The organism is Streptomyces sp. 184 (assembly GCF_045781775.1).
Lineage (GTDB): Bacteria > Actinomycetota > Actinomycetes > Streptomycetales > Streptomycetaceae > Streptomyces.
In genome coordinates this window covers 3,009,057-3,031,044 of the sequence record NZ_CP123230.1, presented here as the reverse complement: position 1 = coordinate 3,031,044, position 21,988 = coordinate 3,009,057, and the positions used below count along the sequence as shown (strand labels likewise).

Here is a 21,988-nt window from a genome sequence, read left to right as displayed (position 1 = left end):
GTCAGCCCTTCGTGGCGCCGGCGGTGATCCCGTCGGCGATCTGGCGCTGGAAGAAGAGGTAGATCACGAGGACCGGCAGTGCGGCGATCAGCACTCCGGAGGCGAAGGTGGGGATGTCGTCGGAGTACTGTCCGCGCAGCGAGGTGACGCCCACCATGAGGGTGCGGTGTTCGGCGGACGGCATCACCAGCAGGGAGATGAGCACGTCGTTCCAGCAGAACAGGGCGTTGAGGATGCCGACCGACAGCAGTGCGGGGCGGCCGATCGGCAGCATGACCCGCCGGTAGACGCCGTACAGGGTGTTCCCGTCGACCCGGGCGGCGTCCACGATCTCGCGCGGGATCCCGGTGTAGTAGCTCGTCATCAGGAAGATCGAGAACGGGAGGAACTGCGCGACGTAGGCGAGGACCAGCCCGGGGTAGGTGTCGATGAGGCCGGTGTCCGCCATGAATTGCGCGAGCGGGACCATGACCACCTGGAACGGTACGAACAGCGCCGCCAGGAAGCACAGGAACAGGACCCGTGAACCCCGGAACCGCAGGTGGCTCAGGGCGAAGCCGGCCATCGACCCGAGCAGCAGGAGAAGCGCGACGGCGGACGCCACCACGACGACGGAGTTGACGAAGTACCGGCCGAGCCCGACGCTCGTCCACGCCGTGGCGATGTTGTCCCAGCGCAGGGAGTCCGCCGGGGAGAACCGGTCGAGGACGTAGTCGTGGCGGGACTTCATGGCGACGTTGGCGGTGAACACCAGGGGGTAGACCGTCGCCAGCGCGAGGGCGGCCATCGGCACGGCGACCACCCAGGCGCTCCGGCGGGGGCGGCGCATCAGCTCTCCCTCCCCGCGCGGCGGAGCAGCCCGATCTGGATCAGCCCGACGACGAGCATGAGGAGGAAGAGAACCGTCGAGGCGGCGGAGGCGAGCGCCGGGCGGTTCATCTGCCCCTGCTGGATCCAGATGTAGTACTCCGGCAGGTACGTCGACCCCTCGGGACCGCCGCCGGTCATCACGTAGAGCAGGCCGAACATGGACGTCAGCATCCCGATCATGGTGGTGACGAAGACGAACTGGAGGGTGCGGGACAGGCCGGGGACGATCACGTGCCGGATGACCCGGGCGAGCGAGGCGCCGTCGACGCGGGCGGCGTCGAGGAGGGTGGTGTCCAGGGTGGAGAAGCCGGCGAGGAAGACCACCAGGGCCATCCCGAACGTCGCCCAGACGTGCACTCCGACGACGGTGAACATGGTCACGTCCGGATCGCCGAGCCAGTCGACCGGGCCGATGCCGGCCTTGCCCAGCAGGCTGTTGAGCGGACCGTCGAAGGCGAGCAGGAGGTTGAAGATCGCGCCGACGATCACCGGCGAGAGCACGGCCGGGAAGAAGTAGACGCTCCGGAAGAGCCGGTGGCCCGGCACGCGCAGGAAGATGAAGGTCGCCAGCATGCCCGGGATCGCCACCGCGACGGGCAGCAGCAGCACCAGCAGCCCGACGTTCTGCAACGCGGTGCGGAAGAGCGGGTCGTGGAAGAGTTCCGTGTAGTTGTCCAGGCCGACCGAGGTCCCGTCGCGCACGCCGTCGCCGGTGAAGGAGAAGTTGACGCCCAGGAGCAGCGGCCAGAGCCGGAGCGTCGCGATGACCAGGACGGCCGGGGCCACCAGGACGTAGGGCGCGAGGCGTTCGGCACGCTGCGTGCCCCGGGCACGCGGTGATTCCGTACCGGGGCCCGTACGGCGTGCGCGCGACCCGGTCTTCATCCGGCCGGCCCGCTCGGCACCGGCTCGGCCGACCGACGGCTGCGCGCCCCCGAGCAGCACGGGTCAGCCCTTCCGGTCGGAGTCGGCCAGTTGCTCCAGCGCGTCGTCGATGCCGGTCGACCCGCTGAGGATCTGCTGCGACAGCCTCCCCATCAGCTCCAGCGTCCCGGTGGAGAGCGCGACGTGCAGTGCGGGCTTGCCCGCCTCGATCTCCGAGACGATCGCGGAGAGGGCCGGCCCGCCGCCCGACACGTCGATGGTCGTGTCGGACACGACCGCGCCGGCGTCGGCGTGGAACGCCTTCAGGGCGTCCGTCGAGGTCAGGGAGCGCACCAGATCTGCGGCCACGTCCGGCTTCTTCGTCCACTTCGCGACCGCGTAGCCGATCCCGCCGTCGTACGGAAGGACGGGCTCGGCGCCGTCCTCGGCACGCGGGGCCTGCATGACGCCGATGTCGTCCGGGTCCAGGAACTCGCCGAAGTCCTTCCAGTGCCCGACGTCCGACATCAGCCCGACGATGTGGGCCGCCCTGCCGGACTGGAAGAGGGCGAAGGCGTCGTTGAACAGGGCGGTCGAGTTGGCCCCGTCGTTGTTCATGCCGGCGTCTTCGGCCTCCTTCCACAGCTCGAAGATCCGCCGCACGCGGGGGGAGTTCCAGTCCCGGTCCCCGGCGATCCAGTCGTCGTACTCGCTCGGGGTCAGGACGCCCGGTCCCAGGCCGGAGAGGAAGAACTGGATGCCGAAGCCCTCCTTGTTCCCGAGGGAGAGACAACCGGCCTCGGTGGCCTCGGTGATGGCCTCGCAGTCGTCGGCGAACTCCCTCCACGTGGTGGCCGGGCGTTCGGGGTCGAGCCCGGCTTCCTCGTAGAGCGCCTTGTTGTAGTAGAGGGGGTGGCCCTGCAAGGTCACCGGTGCGGCATAGGTCTTGCCCTTCGCGGTGAAGGCTTCCCAGCCGGCCAGCCGCTGCCGATCCTCGGCGACGTGGTCGTCCAGGGGGAGGAGGGAGTCGGCGCGGTCGCGTATCTGGCCGCCGCCGTTGAAGAGCATCACGTCGGGGCCCTCGCCGGCCTGAAGGGCCGTGCCGAGCAGCGTGTAGTACTGGTCGAAGGGCTGGGCGACGAACTCGACCGTCACGTCGGGGTGCCGCTCGGCGAAGTCGGCTTTCGCCTCCTCGATGTAGGAGGCGGCCGTCTCCTCCCCCGACTTCCAGTCCCAGACCACGAGTTTGCCGTCCGCGCCGCCGGACGACGGGCCGGAGCCCGCGCTGCCGCAACCGGACAGCAGCCCGGCGACCAGGACGACCGAACACAGTGCTGGCCGCTTCATGTCGATCACTCTCCGTTGCTGCCGGAAGACGGCGGGCCATCGCCGATGGTTCGGAAACGTAACTCGTATGACGTATGAGGTCAATGCCTTGTCGCGTATGATGACCGTCCAGTCATGGCGCCGCGGGGTCGCGGGGCCGCCGGAGGAACCATGACGACATCCCAGCCAGCAGCCCAGAGCAGTTCCCCGCCGCCCACCTGGGCGCGACGACCGGCCAGCCTCGCGCGGGCGGTCACGGCGGAGCTGGTGGGACGCATCGTCCGCGGGGAGCATCCGCCCGGGGCGCCGCTGCCCCCCGAGCCCGCGCTCTGCGAGACCTTCGGCGTGAGCCGGACCGTCGTCCGGGAAGCCGTGAAGGTCCTCCAGGAGAAGGGGCTCGTACAGGTCCGCCAGGGTTCCGGGACCATGGTGACCGCCCCGGCTCTGTGGAACATGCTCGACGAACAGGTCCTGGCGGCGAGCATCGCCCGGGACGAGAGCCTGGCGATCCTCGACGACCTCGTCGTCACCCGGCGCCTGCTGGAGTCCGACATGGCGAACGTCGCCGCCCGGCTGGCCACCCCGGACGCCGTCGGCCGGCTGCGCACTCTGGTGGACAGGATGGACGAACTCGTCGACGACCACGTCACGTACGCCGAGCACGACCGCGCGTTCCACGACGTGATCATGCAGTCGTCCGAGAACCGCATCGCCCGTGCCGTGGTGCGCGCGCTGGAGAGCCAGGTCGTCAACACCGCCCGGTACATGGGGCATCCGGAGCGGGCCATGTGCGTCGCGTCGAACCGCGGCCACCGCCGCATCTACGAACGCATCGCCGCGCACGATCCGGGCGGCGCCGCCGAGGCGATGTTCACCCACATCACCGAAGCCTGGCTCGTCCGCCGCAGCGCACCGGGCGACCCGGTGCGGCTGGACCGTTAGCACTCGCTCCCGGCAGGGGCCGGTGCCGCCGCGGCGGTCCGCGCCCGCGGGCGGGCGAGCGGGCGCTCACGCGCCGTCTGCGCCGCGCCGCACTCACAGCGCGGTCGCACGGTACGTGTGCCCGGGCCGGACGGCGAACTCGATCAGGTCGGGCTCGGTCTGCTCGGCCCGGACCGGTTCGCCCCCGGTCAGATCGAGGACCTCGTAACCGCCGCGGAACATCTGGCTGCGGACCTTCACGACCCCCTCGCGGTCGGGCGTGAGGGAGAGCTGCGCCGCCGTGCCGCCGTTCCAGGCGACGCCGACCGTGTGGCCGCCGCGTCCGCGCAGGCCCTCGACCTTCCCGTTCGGCCAGGCCGGCGGCAGGGCGGGCAGCAGGTGCAGCTCGCCGTGGTGGCTGTGGAGCAGCATCTCGGCGATGCCGGACGTCGCGCCGAAGTTGCCGTCGATCTGGAACGGCGGATGCAGGTCGAACATGTTGGGCGCGAGCCTGTCCGGGGTCACGAGGTCGCGGATGAGTTCGTGTGCCCTGCCGCCCTCCTCCATGCGCGCCCAGAAGTTGATCTTCCAGGCCAGCGACCAGCCCGTGCCGTCGTCGCCACGCAGCTCCAGGGTGCGGCGGGCGGCCTCGAACAGCTCGGGTGTGCCGCGCTTGGTGATCTGGTTGCCGGGGTGCAGGCCGTAGAGGTGGGAGACGTGCCGGTGGGACTGCTCGGTCTCCGTCCAGTCGTGGAGCCACTCCTGGATGTTGCCGCGGGCGCCGATCCGCATCGGGGCCAGCCGCTCCCGGGCCGCCAGGACCTGTCCGCGGAAGTCGGCGTCCACGCCCAGGATCTCGCCGGCCCGGGCGCAGCCGTCGAACAGGTCACGCAGGATCTGCATGTCCATGGTGGGGCCGGCGCAGACGGACGCGTTCGGGTGGTGGGCCAGCTCCGGCGAGTTCGACGGGTTGGTGACCAGCCACCCCAGGTCCGGTTCCGCCACCAGCGTGTCGAGGAAGAACTGCGCGGCGCCCTTCATCGCGGGGTAGTTGGCGCGCAGGAAGCCGGTGTCGCCGGTGAACTGGTAGTGGTCCCAGATCATGGTGGCGAGCCAGGCCCCGCCGGTCTGCCACATGCCCCAGAACGCCCCGTCCACGACCGAGGTCCCCCGCCACGCGTCGGTGTTGTGGTGCGCGACCCAGCCCTGGGCGCCGTACTGCACCCGGGCCGTGCGGGCGCCGGTCGCCGTGAGGTCGTCGATCATGTCGAACACCGGCTCGTAGCACTCGGGGAGGTTCGTCGGGCCGGCCGGCCAGTAGTTCATCGGCAGGTTGGCGTTGAGGGTGTACTTCGAGTCCCACGGCGGGGCCATCTGGTCGTTCCAGATGCCCTGGAGGTTGGCCGGCTGGGTGCCGGGCCGCGAGGAGGAGATCAGCAGGTAGCGGCCGTACTGGAAGAGCAGCGCGGAGAACTGCGGGTCGTCGGCGCCGCCGTGCTGCGCGATCCGGACGTCCGTCGGCTGGTCGGCCGCCCCCGTACGGCCGAGGTCGATGGTGGTCCGGCCGAACAGCTCCTGGTAGTCGGCCACATGGCGGCTGCGGAGGTCGTCGTACGAGCTGCGCTGTGCGGCGTCGAGGTGCCCGCGGGCGATGCCGCGGTGGTCGCCGCCGACGTTCTGGTAGTCGACGTAGCTCGTGCCGATGGAGATCAGCAGCGTCACGCTGTCTGCGTTCGCGACCCGGAGCGTGCCGCCCGAGCCGGAGACCGTGCCCCCTTCGGCAACTGCCCTGGCCAGCGCGAGGAACCGGACGGAACCGGCGATCCCCTCCATGCTGCCGGAGATGCCTTCCAACGCGATCGTCGTTGCGTCGGGGCTGGAGGCCGAGGCGTTCTGCGGGCTGGCGAACGCGGCCGTGAACGAGATCGAGCCGGGCGCATCGGCGGTCAGGCGCATGACAATCACCTGGTCCGGTGCGCCGGCGAACACCTCGCGGTGGAAGCGCACGCCGTCGGCCACGTAGGTGACCGCGGTGGTGGCGGTGGTGAGGTCGAGCCACCGCCGGTACTCGGAGGTGCCGCCCGTGCCGGGGAGGGTGAGGGTGAGGTCGCCGACAGGCTGGTAGGCCAGCTCCCCGGCCGGCCTGCCGAGCATCGTCCGGTCGATCAGCGACTGCGCCTGTTCCCACTGGCCGTCGAAGACCAGTTGCCGGATCTCCGGCAGCGCGTCCACACCCCCCGGGTTGGCGGGGTCGTACGGCCCGCCCGCCCAGAGAGTGTCCTCGTTGAGCTGGAGCCGCTCGGTGTCGATGTTGCCGAAGACCATGGCGCCGAGGCGGCCGGCGCCGACCGGCAGCGCGCGCAGCCAGTCCGAGCCGGCCGGCTCGTCGTACCACAGCGCCAGGTCGTCGACCGCTCGCACCTCCGGCGGCGCGGCCGAGTCGGCACGTGCGGTCGCCGTCCACGGGACGGGCATCACGACGGCTCCCGCGCCCGCCGCGCCGAGCCTGATCATGTGCCTGCGCGTCAGTCTCCGCATGCTGATCCTCCACTGAGTCCCGACGGAGTCCGGGCGGTCCCCGCCGGAGGCGGTCCGTCGCCGGCACCCGGCCGGGGAGGCTCAGTGCGGCTGAAGGGACGATCGGCCGTCGTACGCCGGGGACATTAGCCGGAGACATTAAATGTCCAGGGATACCAACGCAACCCTCCCCACGCGAACTCCCGCTGCACAAAGGGGAGATATCCTCTCTTCTCAACTGCAAGTCACGCCCCTTCGACGGGTTCGATGACCCAGACATCAGATGTATAGTGCTTCGCACCACCCGGAAGACCGGTGATCGCGGGGCGGGCCGGATCCACAGCCGAGGCTGGAGGCCGAGCGATGTCACTGACCGACAAGGCGATCAGGCGCATTCGGGAGCTGATCGCCTCGGGCGAGCTTCCACCGGGTGCGAAGCTGCCGCCCGAGCAGCAACTGGCCGCGGAGCTGGGCCTGTCCCGGGGGCTGATGCGCGAGGCGGTCAAGGCGCTGGTCGTCACACGCGTGCTGGAGATCCGCCGCGGCGACGGCACGTACGTCACGACGCTGGAGCCCGGCGTGCTGCTCGAAGGGCTGGGCTCCGCGGTCGAACTGCTCCAGGGCGACACCCTGCTGGAGCTCACGGAGGTCCGCCGGCTCTTCGAGCCGGTCGCCACGGGCCTGGCCGCCACCCGCATCTCGGCGGACCAACTCGCCGGCGTGGCGGGACACCTGGACGCCATGCACGCGGCCAGGGACGACGTCGAACTGCTCAACAAGCACGACGCGGCCTTCCACCGGGCCGTCGTCGCCGCCACCGGCAACCGGACGCTGGCGAGCCTGCTGGAGGGGATCTCCGGCCGGACCGTACGCGCCCGGGTCTGGCGCGGGATGGTCGACGGGGACGTCGCCGACCGGACACTCGCCCAGCACCGGGAGATCTACGACGCGCTGGCCGCAGGAGACGCCGCGCTCGCCGAGGCCGCCGCGCTCATCCACGTCAGCACCACCGAGGCGTGGCTCCGCAGGCATCTCGCGCCGGCCGCGGACGTCGCGTCGCAACCGGAGGCCGGGATGTGAGAGTCCGTCTGGCATACGGTGAGCGGGGGCTCGGCATCGAGGTCCCTGATACGGCCACGGTCGTCACGCCCGTGCACCGGCCCGGTGCCGGCGACCCGTCGGCCGCGCTGCGGGCCGCGCTGCGCGAGCCGGCGGCCGGACCGCCGTTGCGCGAGCGGGTGCGCCCCGGGCAGACGGTGGCGATCTCGGCCTGCGACGGCACCCGCCCGCAACCGCGGCACCTGATGATCCCGGCCCTCCTCGCCGAGCTCGACGGCCTCGTGCGGCCCGAGGACGTGGTGGTCCTGGTCGCCACCGGCACGCACCGCGGCAACACCGACGCCGAGTTGCGCCGCATGTTCGGCGACGCCGTCGTGGACGCGGTACGGATCGTCAACCACGACGCGTTCGACCGCACCCGGCTCACCTGGATGGGCGTCCACGGGGCCGGCGTGCCGGTGTGGCTCAACAGCGAGTGGGCCGCGGCGGACGTGCGGATCACCACCGGTTTCGTCGAGCCGCACTTCTTCGCCGGCTTCTCCGGCGGCCCCAAGCTCGTCGCGCCGGGGCTCGCGGCGCTGGAGACGGTCCTGGTCCTGCACGACGCCTCCCGCATCGGCGACGAGCGCGCGACGTGGGGCATCACGCACGGCAACCCGGTCCACGACGACGTGCGCGCGATCGCCGACGCCACCGGCGTGACGTTCGCGCTCGACGTCGTGCTCAACCGAGACCAGGAGATCGTCGCCGCCTTCGGCGGGGACCTGCCGGCCATGCACGCCGCCGCCACGGCGGAGGCCGCGCGCAGCGCGATGCGCCGGGTCGACGACCGCTACGACGTGGTCGTCACCACCAACTCCGGCTTCCCGCTGGACCAGAACCTCTACCAGGCCGTCAAGGGCATGTCCGCCGCCTACCAGGTGGTACGTCCGGGCGGCACGATCATCTGCGCCGCCGAGTGCCGCGACGGGTTCCCGGAGCACGGCTCGTACCGCGAGGTCCTCTCCTCCGCCCCGCAGGCGCTGCTGGACGCCATCAACACCCGTACCGAGACCGTGCCCGACCAGTGGCAGGTGCAGATCCAGGCCACCATCCAGGCGCGCTGCCGGGTCGTCATGCGCACCGACCGCCTCTCCGCCGCCGATCTCGCCGCCGCCCACCTGGCGCACACCCACGACGTCACCGCGGCCGCCGCCGAGGCGCTGGCCGCCGCCGGCCCGGGGTCCCGGCTGTGCGTGCTGCCCGAGGGCCCTCAGACCGTCCCCTACCTGCGCGGGGCGGTCGCGTCATGAGATGTGCTCCGGTTCCTGGGTTCGAAAATTTCGACAACGAAATCGAAATTACTCCGCGGCAGGGGTTGACGCCTCGCCCCCACCCCCCAATCATCCCTGTCTGAGAGTCCGACCATAGTTCGATATATCGAACCATGTCGGCCGCAACGGCCTTGCTCCACGGCAGGCCACCGCACGACAGCACGCGCACCCCGTTTTTCGTTCCGGAGGCTCTCCCACGCATGTCCCGGCCCTCCGACAGCCGGAGGGACACGCGGCGCCGCGTGGCGGGCCCCCGGCTGAGCCGCGATGGAGAAACCCCCATGCCTCTGTCGAAACACCGCCGACGCCCGCCTCCGACACGTCTGGCCGCGACCGTCCTCTTCGGCCTGCTCCTGGCCCTGTTCGCCGTCCCCGCCGAGTCGTCTCCCCTGCCCCCGTCCGCAACGGCGACGGACGGTCCCGCCGCCGCGCAGCAGGAGTTGCCGGATAGCTTCCAGTGGTCGTCCACCGGCCCGCTGATCTCACCGCACCAGGACGGCAGCGACTCGGTGGCCGTCAAGGATCCCTCGGTGGTCCAGGACCAGGACGGAACCTGGCACGTTTTCATGACGACGGCCGACACCTCGGGCGACTGGAGCCTGGCCCACACCAGCTTCGAGGACTGGTCCGAGGCCGCCGCCGCCCCGCAGACCCATCTGGAGACCGCCTCCGACATCGGCACCGGCTACCGCGCCGCGCCGCACGCCTTCTACTTCGCCCCGAAGGACGAGTGGTACCTCGTCTACCAGACGGGCCTGCCCTCGTTCTCCACCACCGCCGACCCCGACGACCCCACCAGTTGGTCGGCGCCGCGCAACTTCATGGACAGCATGCCGGACGTCGTCAGGGAGAACATCGGCAACGGCCACTGGCTCGACTTCTACGTCATCTGCGACGAGACCGACTGCTACCTGTTCTCCGCGGACGACAACGGCCACGTCTACCGCTCCGAGACCACCGTGGCGGAGTTCCCCAACGGCTTCGGCAACACGCAGATCGTGCTGTCGGACACCAAGAACAACCTCTTCGAAGGCGGTGCCGTCTACCGCGTCGAGGGCACCGACACCTACCTGCTGATCTGGGAGGCCATCGGCAGCGACGGCCGCCGCTGGTACCGCTCCTTCACCTCGCAGGGCCTCGGCGGCCAGTGGCAGCCGCTGGCGGACACCGAGGCCGACCCGTTCGCCCGCAGCAACAACGTGACCTTCGAAGGCGGCAACGCCTGGACGCGGGACATCAGCCACGGCGAACTGATCCGCACCACCAGTGATCAGACCATGACCCTGGACCCCTGCCACCTGCAACTCCTGTACCAGGGCATGGACCCCGCCGCCGGCGGCGAGTACTCCCAGCTCCCCTGGCGCCTGGCCCTGGCCACCCAGACCAACGCCGCCTGCTGAACCCCGCCGGGCCGCCCGGGCGCGCCGCGCACGTCGCGCCCGGGCGGCCACCTCGCGGATCCCTTCCCCCCACACAGGAGTGTCCTCACATGTCCATGAACAGGCGCACGGCTCTGAGCGCCCTGCTGGGCCTGGGTGCAGCCGGAACGACGGGTGCAGCCTCCCTGCTCGGCGCCGCACCGGCCGTCGGCCGCCCGGCCCGCCGGCCCGTCCTCTCCCGGTCCGCACCGACCCAGGACTTCGCCATCGGGGTGCGGGAGTACAACTGGTCCCGCGGCAGCCGCCGGATCTTCACCAAGATCTTCTACCCGGCCACCGGGAACCCCGGCGGCAACCCCGTCCCCAACGCCCCGCTCGCCGACGGCGTGTTCCCCGTCGCCCACTGGAACCACGGCGCGTACGGCAACTCCGACTCCTACGCCTCGCAGACGCACGCGATAGCGTCGGCCGGCTTCATCTGCCCCGCCCCCTCGATCAGCGACAACACCAACATCGGCTCCGTGTACGGAGGCGAGTGGTCGAAGGACGTCTCCGAGGTCATCACCCAGACCCTGGCGCTGAACGACGGCTCGGGCAGCCCCTTCGCGGGACACATCGACACCGCGGCCGGCGTGGGCGTCTCCGGCCACTCGATGGGCGGCATGACCGTCCACGGCCTGCTGACCAACTGGCCGGACGACCGGATCAGGGCCGCCGTCCCGGTCGCCTGCGTGGACATGGGCAACCCGGCGGGGCTGGACGCCAACGTCCTGTTCATCCACGGCGACCGGGACCCCACCTGCCAGTACAGCCTGGCCCGCCAGGCATACCAGGAGCTGTCCGCCCCCAAGGCATTCCTCACCCACGTCGGCGCGGACCACGCCGCGTACCTCAACCCGGGCTTCCCGACCTTCGACCAGACCCAGAACACCCTCGTGGACTGGTTCCGCTGGAGCCTCTACGGCGACACAGCCGCCCGCGACCGCCTCCCCGGGGGCGCCACCGCACCCGGCACCAACTGGGAAGCCGTCCTCGACTGAACCACCGGGTCCGGTGCGGCCCCGGCCGCACCGGACCCTCGGCACCACTTCCGGACAGACGCCGGACGGCACCTGTCACCCTCCACCGGAACACAAGGAGTAGCCATGCTCAGCACCTCCCGCAGGCGGCCTACGCGCCGCCGGGCCTGGTCGGCGCTCGTCGCCGCCGTGACGTCCGCCGGGCTGGCGGCGGCCGGGCTTCTGACGTTCTCCGGCAGCGCCCAAGCGGCCGACACACTCGGCGCCTCGGCGGCCGAGAGCGGTCGCTACTACGGCGCCGCCGTAGCCCCCCACCTCCTCGGCGAAGCGAACTACACCGCCACGCTGAACCGCGAGTTCAACAGCATCGTCGCCGAGAACGTCATGAAGTGGGACGCCACCGAGCCCAACCGGGGGCAGTTCAACTTCGGCGGTGGCGACCAGCTCGTCGCCCACGCGCAGAGCCAGGGCATGTCCGTACGCGGCCACACCCTGGTCTGGCACGCCCAGCAGCCCGGCTGGGCACAGGGCCTGACCGGCGACAACCTGCGCCAGGCGATGCTCGACCACATCGACGGAGTCGCCGGCCACTACGCCGGGAAGATCGACTCCTGGGACGTGGTCAACGAGGCGTTCGAGTGGGACGGCAGCCGCCGCCAGTCCAACCTCCAGCAGCAGATCGGCAACGGCTGGATCGAAGACGCCTTCCGCGCCGCCGACGCCGCCGACCCCGGCGCCACGCTCTGCTACAACGACTACGGCACCGACGGCGTCAACGCCAAGAGCGACGCCATCTACCGCATGGTCCAGGACTTCCAGTCCCGCGGCGTGCCCATCGACTGCGTCGGTTTCCAGTCCCACCTCGACTCGAACTCCAACCTGAGCAGCTACCGGCAGAACCTCCAGCGCTTCGCCGACCTCGGCGTCGACGTGCAGATCACCGAGCTGGACATCGGCGGCTCCGGCAGCGCCCAGGCCAACGCCTACCGCACGGTCACCGAGGCGTGCGTGGCGGTGTCCCGCTGCACCGGCATCACCACCTGGGGCATCACCGACAAGTACTCCTGGCGTGGCCAGGACACCCCGCTGCTGTTCGACGGCAACTACCAGAAGAAGCAGGCGTACAGCGCCGTGCTGGACGCGCTGAACAGCGCTCCCTGACAGCCGGCGCACGCCGGCTGTCAGGGGTCGGGGCGGGGCGCCCGGGAGGGCCCCGCCGCGCGCGGGTGCAGGGCGCCCCGCCCCGGCACAAAGAACGCCGAACCGGCCGCCCCCGGGCGGTCCCCACGCACCCCGGCCAGGTTCGCGACGGCCCGGTAGAGCGCTGCGCCGGGCCGCGGGCCGCCCTACGGAGGGTTCACATGTACAGACACGTCAGAAGGTCTCTCGCGGCGGCGATCTGCCCGCTGCTCGCCGCCGCAGGCGCCGCCACGGTGCTGTCGCCGGCCTCGGCCGAACCCGCCGGGGCGGGCGGCGCCCGGCAGGCGGAGTTCCAGCAGGTGACCCTCGCCAAAGGCGTGAACGAGACGGGCGAGCCGATGGCGCTCGCCGTACTGCCCGACCGCTCGGTGCTGCACACCTCGCGCGACGGCACCGTGCGGCTCACCGACCCGCAGGGCACCACCGAGGTCGCGGGCCGGCTGGACGTCTACACCCACGACGAGGACGGCCTCCAGGGAGTCGGCGTCGATCCCGGCTTCGCCGCCAACCGCTTCGTCTACCTGTACTACGCCCCCTCGCTCGACACCCCGCCGGGGGACGCACCGGCCACCGGCTCGGCCGCGGACTTCGCGCCGTTCGACGGCGTCAACCGGCTCTCCCGGTTCGTACTCCGGGACGACGGCACCCTCGACACCGGCAGCGAGAAGACGATCCTCGACGTGCCGGCCGACCGCGGCCAGTGCTGCCACACCGGCGGCGACATCGACTTCGACGCCGAGGGCAACCTCTACCTCTCGACCGGCGACGACACCAACCCCTTCGGCTCCGACGGCTACACCCCGATCGACGAACGCGGCAACCGCAACCCGGCGTTCGACGCGCAGCGGTCGGCGGGAAGCACCGACGACCTGCGCGGCAAGATCCTGCGGATCAAGGTCGCCGACGACGGCTCCTACGGCATCCCGGAGGGCAACCTCTTCGCGCCGGGAACACCCCGGACACGGCCCGAGACCTATGCCATGGGCTTCCGCAACCCGTACCGGATGAGCGTCGACAAGGAGACGGGCGTCGTCTACGTGGGCGACTACGGCCCGGACGCCGGGTCCGCCTCGTCGAGCCGGGGCCCGGGCGGCATGGTGGAGTTCGCCCGGGTGACCGGCGCGGGCAACTACGGCTGGCCGTACTGCGTCGGCGACAACCGGCCCTACGTCGACTACGACTTCGCCACGGGTGCCTCCGGATCGGCGTTCGACTGCGCCGCGCCCGTCAACAACTCACCGAACAACACCGGCCAGAGCACCCTCCCGCCGGCCCGGCCGGCGTGGATCCCCTACGACGGCGGTTCCGTGCCGGAGTTCGGCAGCGGCACGGAGTCCCCCATGGCCGGCCCGGTGTACCGCTACGACCCGGACCTCGACTCGGCGGTGAAGTTCCCCGAGGAGTTCGACGGTGACTTCTTCGCCATGGAGTGGGGCCGCCGCTGGATCAAGGACATCGGCGTGAACGCCGACGGCAGCCGCGGCGACATCGGCGGCATCCCGTGGTCCGGCACCCAGCTCATGGACGCGGCCTTCGGCCCCGACGGCGCGTTGTACGTCCTGGACTACGGCACCGGCTGGTACGCCGGAGACGCGAACAGCGCCCTGTACCGCATCGAGAACGCCTCCGGGACGGGGAGCACGCCGGCGCGGGAGGGCTGAACGGGCCGCAGGGCACCGGCGGACGCGCCGTGTGGCGCCCGCGGACCTCCGGAGATGCCGAGCGGACCCTGTGCCCGGGTCCGAGCGGTGTCCCGGGGGCTCCGAGGGTGGGAGGGAAAGCCGCGGCGCGGGGGTGGTGGGCCCCGCGCCGCGGCTGCTTCCGCTTCGGAGGTGCGGGGTCAGGCGCTACAGGAGACGGAGGGCCAGTTCCAGTTGCCGTTGGCCTGGATGGTCACGCCCCAGTTGTTGCCGTTGCCGTTGGGCCTGGCGACGAGTGTCTGGCTGTCGGGGTAGGTGGCGCTGATGTTCCAGGTCGCGATGATCTTCGCGGGCGACGGGACGTTCATCGTGACGCTCCAGTTTCCGGAGCCGGACGTCGCGACGTTCAGGTTGTAGCGGTCGCCCCACCTCTCGCCCGCCGAGAGGGTCGAGGTGCACGCACCCGGGTCGCCGGGGTCGCCGGGGTCGCCACCGCCGGTGCCGCCCACCGTGATGTTCGAGCTGCCGCTGCTCTGGTAGCCCTCGGTGGCCATGATCATGTAGTAGACGAAGCTGCCCAGGTTCATCCCGGCGCGGGACCAGGCGTCGAAGTGGTTGCCGGTGTTGATGGTGCCGCCCGTGCGCCTGCCGCGGTTGACGCTCCAGTACTGCGGGAAGGTCTGGTTGCCCTCGACGGACGGGGCGTTGTAGCGCATCGTGTGGTACAGGTCGTACGTGACGCCGTCGCTGGTCAGCGAGCCCCGGTTGTCGCCGGTCGGGCGGTAGGTGCCGTAGTTGTCGACGATGTAGTACTCGACGAGCGGGTTCGAGGTCCAGCCGTAGAGGCAGAGGTAGCCGTTGCCGGACGGGCTGAAGCTGCCGGAGTAGTTCACGTTGCGGCGGCCGCCGTTGCTCCAGCCCTTGCCGCAGACGAAGTTGCCGGTGTTGCGCCACGAGGTGCTGTACTGACCGCCGGATCCCATGGTCATGGAGACCGTGTTCTGCGCGTCGGTCCAGAACGAGTAGTAGTAGCCGTTGTGGGTGCCGGTCTGGTTGGTGGTGACGGTCTGCGCGTGTGCCGTGCCCGGCAGCAGCAGCGGCGATGCGGCCGCGGCCAGGGTGCCGGCGCCGCCGGCGACGAATCGTCTTCGGCTGAGCGAGCGGGCGGGATCGTGGTGCGTGTCCATGCTTCCTCCTCGACAAGGGCTGGAGAGGGCAGGCAGCGTGATGAGACGCGACGAACACGTCAGCGGGATGTGGTCGGTCATCGTGCGGCCCCGGACCGGTGACCTCGTCCCGACGGTGACGCGAACCGACAGGGGCGTACACCTGTCGATGCCATGACAGTTTCCTCAGGCCCCGCCGAGCTGTCAACAGTTTCTGTTGTGGTGGCGCAAATTTCGAAGGCACCCCGAACCAGACGTTTGGGCTGCTCACTTGCCACATGTACGGACGGGTCCCGCCCACACCTGACGAGCCGGGGAGAGAGGCAGGCGAGAACGCCACCCGTCGGGGTCACGAAAGTTTCGTGATCCGCTCCTTGCCAACACCCCCAGGGTCACGACGTTCGAGATTTCGCATGCCATTCGGAGCCTTCGGAGCCCGCGGGCCCCGAGATCGACAACCGACCGGGCCGGTCGAACCGGCATCGTCCACGCGACCCGGAGCCCTCCACGGGCCTGGCCTGCTGTAACGCACCGCCGAAGTCGCCGAATGTTTCGGTGTTGATGGCGAATCATGCGAGAGGGATTGACGCGGTTCGGCGGTTCCCTATCATCCAGGTTGGCCGACACTTCGACCTTTGTTCGGCATTACGAACAGATCGACTTCGCCCGGAACCGCTTGCCCAAGGATGAGGAGGTCCCCCATGCGCAGACGAAGGTTCAGCCGCAGACATCCGTTCGTGGCGCTCGCCACCGCGGTTGCGGTCCTGACCGCGTTGGCGCCGGCGCTCGTCGCCAACCCGGCCCAGGCGGCCAGCAGCGGCGCCCTGCGCGGTGTTGCGGCCAACCGGTGCCTGGACGTGGCGAACGCCAGCCAGACCGACGGCGCGTACCTACAGATCTGGGACTGCTCGGGCGGGGCCAACCAGCAGTGGACGCTGACGGACAGCAACCAGTTGACCGTGTACGGAAACAAGTGCCTGGATGTTCCGGGCCATGCCACCACACCCGGTACCCGGGTGCAGATCTGGTCCTGTAGCGGCGGTGCGAACCAGCAGTGGCGGGTGAACTCCGACGGCACGATCGTCGGCACGGAGTCCGGGCTGTGCCTGGACGTCAACGGCGGCGCCACGGCCAACGGCACGTCGGTGGTGCTCTGGGCGTGCAACGGCGGCAGCAACCAGAAGTGGACCGGCCTGTCGGGAACGCCGGGCGACCAGTGCGCGCTTCCGTCGACGTACCGGTGGTCGTCGACCGGTGTGCTGGCGCAGCCGGCGAACGGCTGGGCCGCGCTCAAGGACTTCACCAACGTGGTGCACAACGGCAGGCACCTGGTCTACGGGACGACCGCGGGGGGATCGTACGGCTCGATGGCGTTCAGTCCCTTCACGAACTGGTCGGACATGGGATCGGCCGGCCAGAACCGGATGAACCAGGCTGCCGTGGCACCCACGCTGTTCTACTTCGCGCCCAAGAACATCTGGGTGCTGGCGTACCAGTGGGGTTCGTGGCCGTTCATCTACCGCACGTCGAGCGACCCCACCAACCCCAACGGCTGGTCCTCACCGCAGCCGTTGTTCACCGGCAGCATCTCCGGCTCCGGCACCGGCCCGATCGACCAGACCCTGATCGCCGACGGCCAGAACATGTACCTGTTCTTCGCCGGTGACAACGGCAAGATCTACCGGTCGAGCATGCCGATCGGGAACTTCCCGGGCAACTTCGGCTCGTCGTACACGACGATCATGAGCGACTCGACGAACAACCTCTTCGAGGGGGTGCAGGTCTACAAGGTCAAGGACCAGAACCAGTACCTCATGATCGTTGAGGCGATCGGTGCGAACGGGCGCTACTTCCGCTCGTTCACCTCCTCCAGCCTCGGCGGTTCGTGGACCCCGCAGGCCGCGAGCGAGAGCAACCCCTTTGCGGGCAAGGCCAACAGCGGTGCCACCTGGACCAACGACATCAGCCACGGTGACCTGGTCCGCAACAACCCCGACCAGACCATGACCATCGACCCCTGCAACCTGCAATTCCTCTACCAGGGCAAGTCCCCCAACTCAGGCGGTCCCTACGACCAGCTTCCCTGGCGGCCGGGCGTCCTCACCCTCCAGCGCTGACCCGCCCGGTCCCGCGGTGAACGCGATGCGGTGCGGCAGCGTCCCCTGCGCACCGGTGCTCACCGCTTCGAGGAACCCCGGCCGCACGTCGGCCGGGGTTCCTTGGCACGGCCGACGTGCGGCCGGGGGTTCTCCACGCACGCCCGCCGCCGGGTTCAGGGCCGCTGCCGGAACGGGGCGAGCGTGGCGCGTACGAGGTCGGCGGCGCCCCAGTCGGGGTCGAACTGGGCGATCACGGCCAGGTGCTGGCGTAGCTGGAGGATGGGCATGCGTGCGCGCCAGTCCCGGTCGAGCCCGGTCAGCTCGGCGTACAGCCCGAAGAACACCTGCGCCTCGGGCGGCGGCGCCGTCGTCCACAGATGGGCGAGGTCGACCTCGGCCCACGTGTACGACACGGCCGGGTCGATCAGCGCGGGCAGCCCGGCAGCGGTGGCCATGACGTTCTGCGCCCACAGGTCGCCGTGTGTCAGGCACGCCCGGCCCACCGGCAGCAGCTCGGGCAGCCGGTCGCACAGCCGCTCCAGCGCCGCCCGGTCCGCGGTGTCGAGCACCTCCCGGACGCGGCGCTCGCCGAGCCAGCGCAGCAGGCGGTGCCGGGCGAAGAACTCGAACCCGTCGTCGGCCCAGGTGTTGACCTGGCGCCGGCGGCCCAGCCAGTTGTCCCGGTGCCACCCGAACCGCGGGTGGCGCGTGGTGAGGTGCAGGCGGGCGAGCGCGTGCGCGAGCCGCTCCCAGAAGGCCGCGGTGTCCGGCCGGGGCCGCAGCACGGACAGCACGAGCAGGTCGCGGTCCGCGAGGACGATGTCGGGTGTGGCGATGCCGCCCGCCTCGCGCAGCGCGGTGAGCCCTTCGGCCTCCGCGGCGAAGGCGTCGTCCGACGGCGGCTCGCCGAACGCCTTGGCGAAGACCGACGTGCCGTCGCCGCGGCGCGCGAGCCCCGCGGTCGCGGCGAGGCCCCCGCCGACCGGCTCGACCGCGACGATGTCGGTCAGGCCGGCCGCGTGCAGGCGTCGGCGCAGGAACGACGCCGCGACCGTCACGGGTGCTCCTGCCCGGCGGCCGGGCAACGTGGCCGGATCACCCGTCGGCGGCGGAACGCGGGCCGGGCGGCGCGGTCGAGGCGCGTGCCACCAGTTCCGTGGCGAGTTCGATGTGGTGGGACTCCACCTTCTCGCCGTTGGCGAGGCGGAGTGCGGTGCGCAGGGCGACACCGCCCATCTCCCGCAGCGGCTGGCGTACGGTCGTCAGCGGCGGCGAGGCCATCCGGGCGAGGAGCGTGTCGTCGAAGCCGACGACGCTCAGGTCCTCGGGGACGCGCAGGCCGCGGGCGCGGGTGGTCTCGATGACGCCGAGCGCGATCTCGTCGTTGCCGGCGAATATCGCCGTCGGCGGCTCTTCGAGGTCCAGCAGCGCCGCGGCACCGGCCAGGCCGGTCTGGTACGTGAACTCTCCGGGCCGGACGTAGGCGGAGGGCACGGGTGCTCCCGCCGCCTCCATGGCGGCGCGGTAGCCGTGCGCGCGGGCCTGGTTGCACGCGGCCGTGACCGGTCCGCCGAGATGGGCCACGCGGCGGTGGCCGAGGGAGAGCAGGTGCTGGGTCGCGGCCAGGCCGCCGGCGAAGTTGGTCGCCCCGACGCTGTTGACCCGGCTGTGCGGCAGGTGCAGCGGGTCGAGCACGACCGCCGGAAGGCCGGCCCGGGCCAGGGCTTCCAGGTGTGCGGCGGTGTAGACGCTGGTGACCCCGATGAGGGCGCGGCGGCCGGCCGTGACCAGGTCCCGGGCCCAGTGCGTGGCATGGGACGACTTGCCGATCACCACCGAGACCCCCAGCTCGGCGGCCGCGTCGGCGATGCCTTCCACCGCCTCGGCCACGTACGGCCTGAGGCCGCCCGCGAACTGCACCTCGATGGTCGGGCTCGGCGGCACCTCGGTATGGCGGAAGACGGGTGCGAAGTAGTCGTGCCGGTGCAGTAGTTCCAGTACCCGGGCACGGGTCTGCGGCGCCACGTCGGTGCGGTCGTTGACCACCTTGGAGACGGTCGCGACCGAGACCCCCGCCGCCCGGGCGATGGTCGCCAAGGTGGTGCGCCTAGCGTCCGTCGGCATCGGTTTCCCCCCGCTGTCTGTCCACCGGCGTGGTGAGCCGCCGGTCGTGGCCGACCACACGGGTGGGGCCGGTCAACCGTACGGTAACCCGGCACGGGAGTTCGGCCGAGGAGGTGCCGACGAGCACGTCGACCTCTCCGGGTTCGACTATCCGCCGCAGATCCCGGCCGGTGAACGCGGTCCGGTCGGCGTGCACGTGGAACCGGATCCGCGCGCTCGCGTCCGGCTCCAGCCGGACCGGGGCGAAGCCGGCCAACTGCCGGACCGGCCGGGTCACCTGGGCGACGGGGTCGCGCAGATACAGCTGGACGACCTCGTGGCCGGCCCTGGCACCGGTGTTGCGGACCCGTACCGACACGGCGAACTCGCCGTCGGTGGGTATCTCGGTCGCGCTCATGCGCAGGTCGTCGACCTCGAACGTGGTGTACGACCTGCCGTGTCCGAAGGGGAACAGCGGCGTCGGGTCGATGCTGCTGATGCCGCTGGTGTGCCCGCCCAGCGGTGGCTGGAGGTACGTGCCCGGCTGGCCGCCCGGGCGGCGGGGAATCTGGACCGGCAGCTTGCCGGCCGGCCCGACCCGGCCGGACAGCACCCCGGCGATGGCCGCCGCGCCTTCCTGGCCGGGCATGAACGCCTGGACCAGACCGGCGGTGCGGGGATGTACCTCGCCCAGGGCGTACGGGCGGCCGGAGACCACCACCACGACCACGGGTGTCCCGGTGGCGAAGAGTTCCGCGAGCAGGCCGGCCTGTACGCCCGGCAGCCGCAGGTCCTCGGCGTCGCAGCCCTCGCCCGACGTACCGTTGCCGAACATGCCCGCGCGGTCGCCCACCACCGCCACGCACAGATCCGCTTCGCGGGCCGCGGCCGCGGCGGCGGCGAAGCCGGACCGGTCGTCGCCGGACACGGCGCACCCCGGCTCGTGGACGACCTCGGTGTCCGGAAGTTCGTCGCGCAGCGCGTCGAGGACGGTCGGTGCCGCCACGCCGAGGCCCAGACCGGGGTGGCGGGGCAGGACGTGGTTGGGAAAGGCGTAGCAGCCCATGAGGGTGCGCGAGTCGGCGGCGCACGGCCCGACCACGGCGAGCCTGCCCGGCGCCGTACGTCCGGCGCCCAGGAGCGGCAGCGCGCTGCCCCCGTCGAGCAGCACGACTGATCGCTCGGCCAGCTCCCGGGCCAGCTCCCGGTTCTCCGGTGAGTCGAGATCGGCGTCGGCGGCGCCGGCGACCGAGCCCTCGGGCGTCCAGCCGGGATCGAGCAGCCCGAGCCGGACCTTCTGGGTGAGCAGGCGGCGCGCCGCCCGGTCCACCAGGGACTCGGGCAACTCGCCCCGGTCGACCCGGTCCACGAGGTGCCGGCCGAAGCCGAGCGTGTCGGGCAGCTCCACGTCGATGCCGGCGCCGAGCGCCAGTACGCCCGCCTGCTCGGTGTCCGCGGCCACCCCGTGCAGGCCGGCGAGGAAGGCCACCGCCCCGTAGTCGGAGACCACGGTGCCGGTGAACCCCCAGTCGTCGCGCAGCAGTTCGGTCAGCAGCCAGGAGTCGGCACCTGCCGGGACGCCGTCCACCTCGGAGTACGCGTTCATCACGGAACGTGCCCCGCCCACCGCGATGGCGGTCTCGAACGGCGGCAGCACGACGTCCATCAGCTCGCGGCGGCCGAGGGACACCGGCCCGTGATTGCGGGCGGCGCGGGAGGCGGAGTAGCCGGCGAAGTGCTTCAGGGTGGCGATGACGCCGGCGCCCTCCAGGCCGGCGACGTAGGCGGCGCCGAGCATCGAGACCAGGTACGGGTCCTCGCCCATGGTCTCCTCGACGCGGCCCCACCGGTAGTCGCGGACCACGTCGAGCACCGGGGCGAGGCCCTGGTGCACGCCGACCGCCCGCATGTCCCGCCCGATCGCGGCGCCCAGCCGCCGCACCAGGTCCGGGTCGAACGTCGCGGCCCACGCGAGGGCCGCGGGGTAGACGGTGGCGCCGTAGGTGGTGAACCCGGTGAGGCACTCCTCGTGGACCAGCGCGGGGATGCCGAACCGGGAGCCCCGCAGGACCGTGTGCTGCGACCTGACGAGTTCGGCGGCCCCCTCCGCCGCGGTCACCGGCCGGCTGCCGAAGATCCGGGTGAGGTGGCCGAGACCGTACCGGGCGGCCTCGGCCAGCGGAACGCTCCCGGACTCGAACACCTCCTGGATCGGCGCCACGCGCAGCCCTCCGGCCCGCTCGGCGCCGTCCGCGCCCGTGCCCGCCGTGTTGTTTCCGATCCAGCGGCTGCCGAGCTGCGCGACCTTCTCCGCCACCGTCATCTCGGCCAGGAGGGCGTCGACCCGGTCCGGCACGGGGAGCGCCGGGTCCTGCCAGCGGGGCGTACCCCGACCTGCCACCGGTGGGGAGTCAGCCGTGGGCATCGCATCCTCCTCTGTAGTCAATCCGTCTACCTCGAAACATTTTCGAGCCCTCTACGGACCCTCCGGGACTCTTCTCCGTCCCGAGAT

The 21,988-nt window shown here is 71.3% G+C and carries 15 protein-coding genes and 1 pseudogene; 8 read left to right on the top strand and 8 right to left on the bottom strand.

What is annotated here, in order from left to right:
• Position 1: 1 nt before the first annotated feature.
• The 3 genes from QBL21_RS12885 to QBL21_RS12875 form a co-directional block, all read right to left on the bottom strand.
• Positions 2–829 carry a carbohydrate ABC transporter permease gene (locus QBL21_RS12885; RefSeq protein WP_407562290.1) on the bottom strand — a complete coding sequence of 276 codons (828 nt, stop codon included), beginning with the start codon at positions 827–829 and terminating at the stop codon, positions 2–4.
• The gene (locus tag QBL21_RS12880) at positions 829–1,656 is read right to left on the bottom strand and encodes a carbohydrate ABC transporter permease (protein ID WP_407562289.1); all 828 of its coding nucleotides are present in this window, start codon (positions 1,654–1,656) and stop codon (positions 829–831) included. Before QBL21_RS12880 ends, QBL21_RS12885 begins: the two co-directional genes overlap by 1 nt.
• A gap of 162 nt (positions 1,657–1,818) precedes the next feature.
• The gene (locus tag QBL21_RS12875) at positions 1,819–3,081 is read right to left on the bottom strand and encodes an ABC transporter substrate-binding protein (protein WP_407562288.1); all 1,263 of its coding nucleotides are present in this window, start codon (positions 3,079–3,081) and stop codon (positions 1,819–1,821) included.
• A gap of 150 nt (positions 3,082–3,231) precedes the next feature.
• Here QBL21_RS12875 and QBL21_RS12870 point away from each other — a divergent pair, with 150 nt between their 5' ends.
• Positions 3,232–4,002: a FadR/GntR family transcriptional regulator gene (locus QBL21_RS12870; protein ID WP_407562287.1), complete on the top strand. Its 771-nt coding sequence runs from the start codon at positions 3,232–3,234 to the stop codon at positions 4,000–4,002.
• A 93-nt stretch (positions 4,003–4,095) separates the two neighbouring features.
• Here the strand turns inward: QBL21_RS12870 and QBL21_RS12865 are convergent, their stop codons facing one another.
• The gene (locus QBL21_RS12865; RefSeq protein WP_407562286.1) at positions 4,096–6,519 is read right to left on the bottom strand and encodes a glycosyl hydrolase family 95 catalytic domain-containing protein; all 2,424 of its coding nucleotides are present in this window, start codon (positions 6,517–6,519) and stop codon (positions 4,096–4,098) included.
• A gap of 342 nt (positions 6,520–6,861) precedes the next feature.
• Here QBL21_RS12865 and QBL21_RS12860 point away from each other — a divergent pair, with 342 nt between their 5' ends.
• The 6 genes and pseudogenes from QBL21_RS12860 to QBL21_RS12835 form a co-directional block, all read left to right on the top strand.
• On the top strand, positions 6,862–7,578 hold the full coding sequence (locus QBL21_RS12860) for a FadR/GntR family transcriptional regulator (protein ID WP_407562285.1): 717 nt from the start codon (positions 6,862–6,864) through the stop codon (positions 7,576–7,578).
• The gene (gene larA / locus QBL21_RS12855; protein WP_407562284.1) at positions 7,575–8,849 is read left to right on the top strand and encodes a nickel-dependent lactate racemase; all 1,275 of its coding nucleotides are present in this window, start codon (positions 7,575–7,577) and stop codon (positions 8,847–8,849) included. Before QBL21_RS12860 ends, larA begins: the two co-directional genes overlap by 4 nt.
• Before the next feature lie 302 nt (positions 8,850–9,151).
• Entirely contained in the window at positions 9,152–10,270 is a 1,119-nt protein-coding gene (locus QBL21_RS12850; protein ID WP_407562283.1) for a non-reducing end alpha-L-arabinofuranosidase family hydrolase, read from the top strand.
• Positions 10,271–10,359: 89 nt separating this feature from the next.
• Complete coding sequence (locus QBL21_RS12845) at positions 10,360–11,289, top strand: alpha/beta hydrolase (protein ID WP_407562282.1); 930 nt, start codon at positions 10,360–10,362, stop codon at positions 11,287–11,289.
• A gap of 105 nt (positions 11,290–11,394) precedes the next feature.
• On the top strand, positions 11,395–12,429 hold the full coding sequence (locus tag QBL21_RS12840; RefSeq protein WP_407562281.1) for an endo-1,4-beta-xylanase: 1,035 nt from the start codon (positions 11,395–11,397) through the stop codon (positions 12,427–12,429).
• A 200-nt stretch (positions 12,430–12,629) separates the two neighbouring features.
• Positions 12,630–14,114, top strand: a pseudogene (locus QBL21_RS12835) (PQQ-dependent sugar dehydrogenase); the annotation flags it as partial.
• A gap of 194 nt (positions 14,115–14,308) precedes the next feature.
• Here QBL21_RS12835 and QBL21_RS12830 read toward each other — a convergent pair.
• Entirely contained in the window at positions 14,309–15,295 is a 987-nt protein-coding gene (locus QBL21_RS12830; RefSeq protein WP_407562280.1) for a glycoside hydrolase family 11 protein, read from the bottom strand.
• 680 nt (positions 15,296–15,975) lie between these two features.
• Here QBL21_RS12830 and QBL21_RS12825 point away from each other — a divergent pair.
• Positions 15,976–17,391: a non-reducing end alpha-L-arabinofuranosidase family hydrolase gene (locus QBL21_RS12825; RefSeq protein WP_407562279.1), complete on the top strand. Its 1,416-nt coding sequence runs from the start codon at positions 15,976–15,978 to the stop codon at positions 17,389–17,391.
• Positions 17,392–17,546: 155 nt separating this feature from the next.
• On the opposite strand, the gene QBL21_RS12820 is transcribed toward QBL21_RS12825, so the two are convergent.
• The 3 genes from QBL21_RS12820 to QBL21_RS12810 are packed head-to-tail and all read right to left on the bottom strand — an operon-like array spanning position 17,547 to position 21,901.
• Entirely contained in the window at positions 17,547–18,431 is an 885-nt protein-coding gene (locus QBL21_RS12820) for a fructosamine kinase family protein (RefSeq protein ID WP_407562278.1), read from the bottom strand.
• Positions 18,432–18,468: 37 nt separating this feature from the next.
• A complete protein-coding gene (locus QBL21_RS12815; protein ID WP_407562277.1) occupies positions 18,469–19,497 on the bottom strand; it encodes a LacI family DNA-binding transcriptional regulator in 1,029 nt (342 codons plus the stop codon).
• Positions 19,481–21,901, bottom strand: coding sequence for a glycoside hydrolase family 3 N-terminal domain-containing protein (locus tag QBL21_RS12810; protein ID WP_407562276.1), 2,421 nt, complete (start codon positions 21,899–21,901; stop codon positions 19,481–19,483). The genes QBL21_RS12815 and QBL21_RS12810 overlap by 17 nt, the downstream gene beginning before the upstream one ends.
• Positions 21,902–21,988: the final 87 nt, after the last annotated feature.

Coding starts and splice junctions, on each gene's coding strand:
- QBL21_RS12870 (WP_407562287.1), top strand. CDS start 3,232: ATGACGACATCCCAGCCAGCAGCCCAGAGCAGTTCCCCGCCGCCCACC.
- QBL21_RS12815 (WP_407562277.1), bottom strand. CDS start 19,497: ATGCCGACGGACGCTAGGCGCACCACCTTGGCGACCATCGCCCGGGCG.
- QBL21_RS12850 (WP_407562283.1), top strand. CDS start 9,152: ATGCCTCTGTCGAAACACCGCCGACGCCCGCCTCCGACACGTCTGGCC.
- QBL21_RS12830 (WP_407562280.1), bottom strand. CDS start 15,295: ATGGACACGCACCACGATCCCGCCCGCTCGCTCAGCCGAAGACGATTC.
- QBL21_RS12875 (WP_407562288.1), bottom strand. CDS start 3,081: ATGAAGCGGCCAGCACTGTGTTCGGTCGTCCTGGTCGCCGGGCTGCTG.
- QBL21_RS12885 (WP_407562290.1), bottom strand. CDS start 829: ATGCGCCGCCCCCGCCGGAGCGCCTGGGTGGTCGCCGTGCCGATGGCC.
- QBL21_RS12845 (WP_407562282.1), top strand. CDS start 10,360: ATGTCCATGAACAGGCGCACGGCTCTGAGCGCCCTGCTGGGCCTGGGT.
- QBL21_RS12860 (WP_407562285.1), top strand. CDS start 6,862: ATGTCACTGACCGACAAGGCGATCAGGCGCATTCGGGAGCTGATCGCC.
- QBL21_RS12840 (WP_407562281.1), top strand. CDS start 11,395: ATGCTCAGCACCTCCCGCAGGCGGCCTACGCGCCGCCGGGCCTGGTCG.
- QBL21_RS12810 (WP_407562276.1), bottom strand. CDS start 21,901: ATGCCCACGGCTGACTCCCCACCGGTGGCAGGTCGGGGTACGCCCCGC.
- QBL21_RS12825 (WP_407562279.1), top strand. CDS start 15,976: ATGCGCAGACGAAGGTTCAGCCGCAGACATCCGTTCGTGGCGCTCGCC.
- QBL21_RS12865 (WP_407562286.1), bottom strand. CDS start 6,519: ATGCGGAGACTGACGCGCAGGCACATGATCAGGCTCGGCGCGGCGGGC.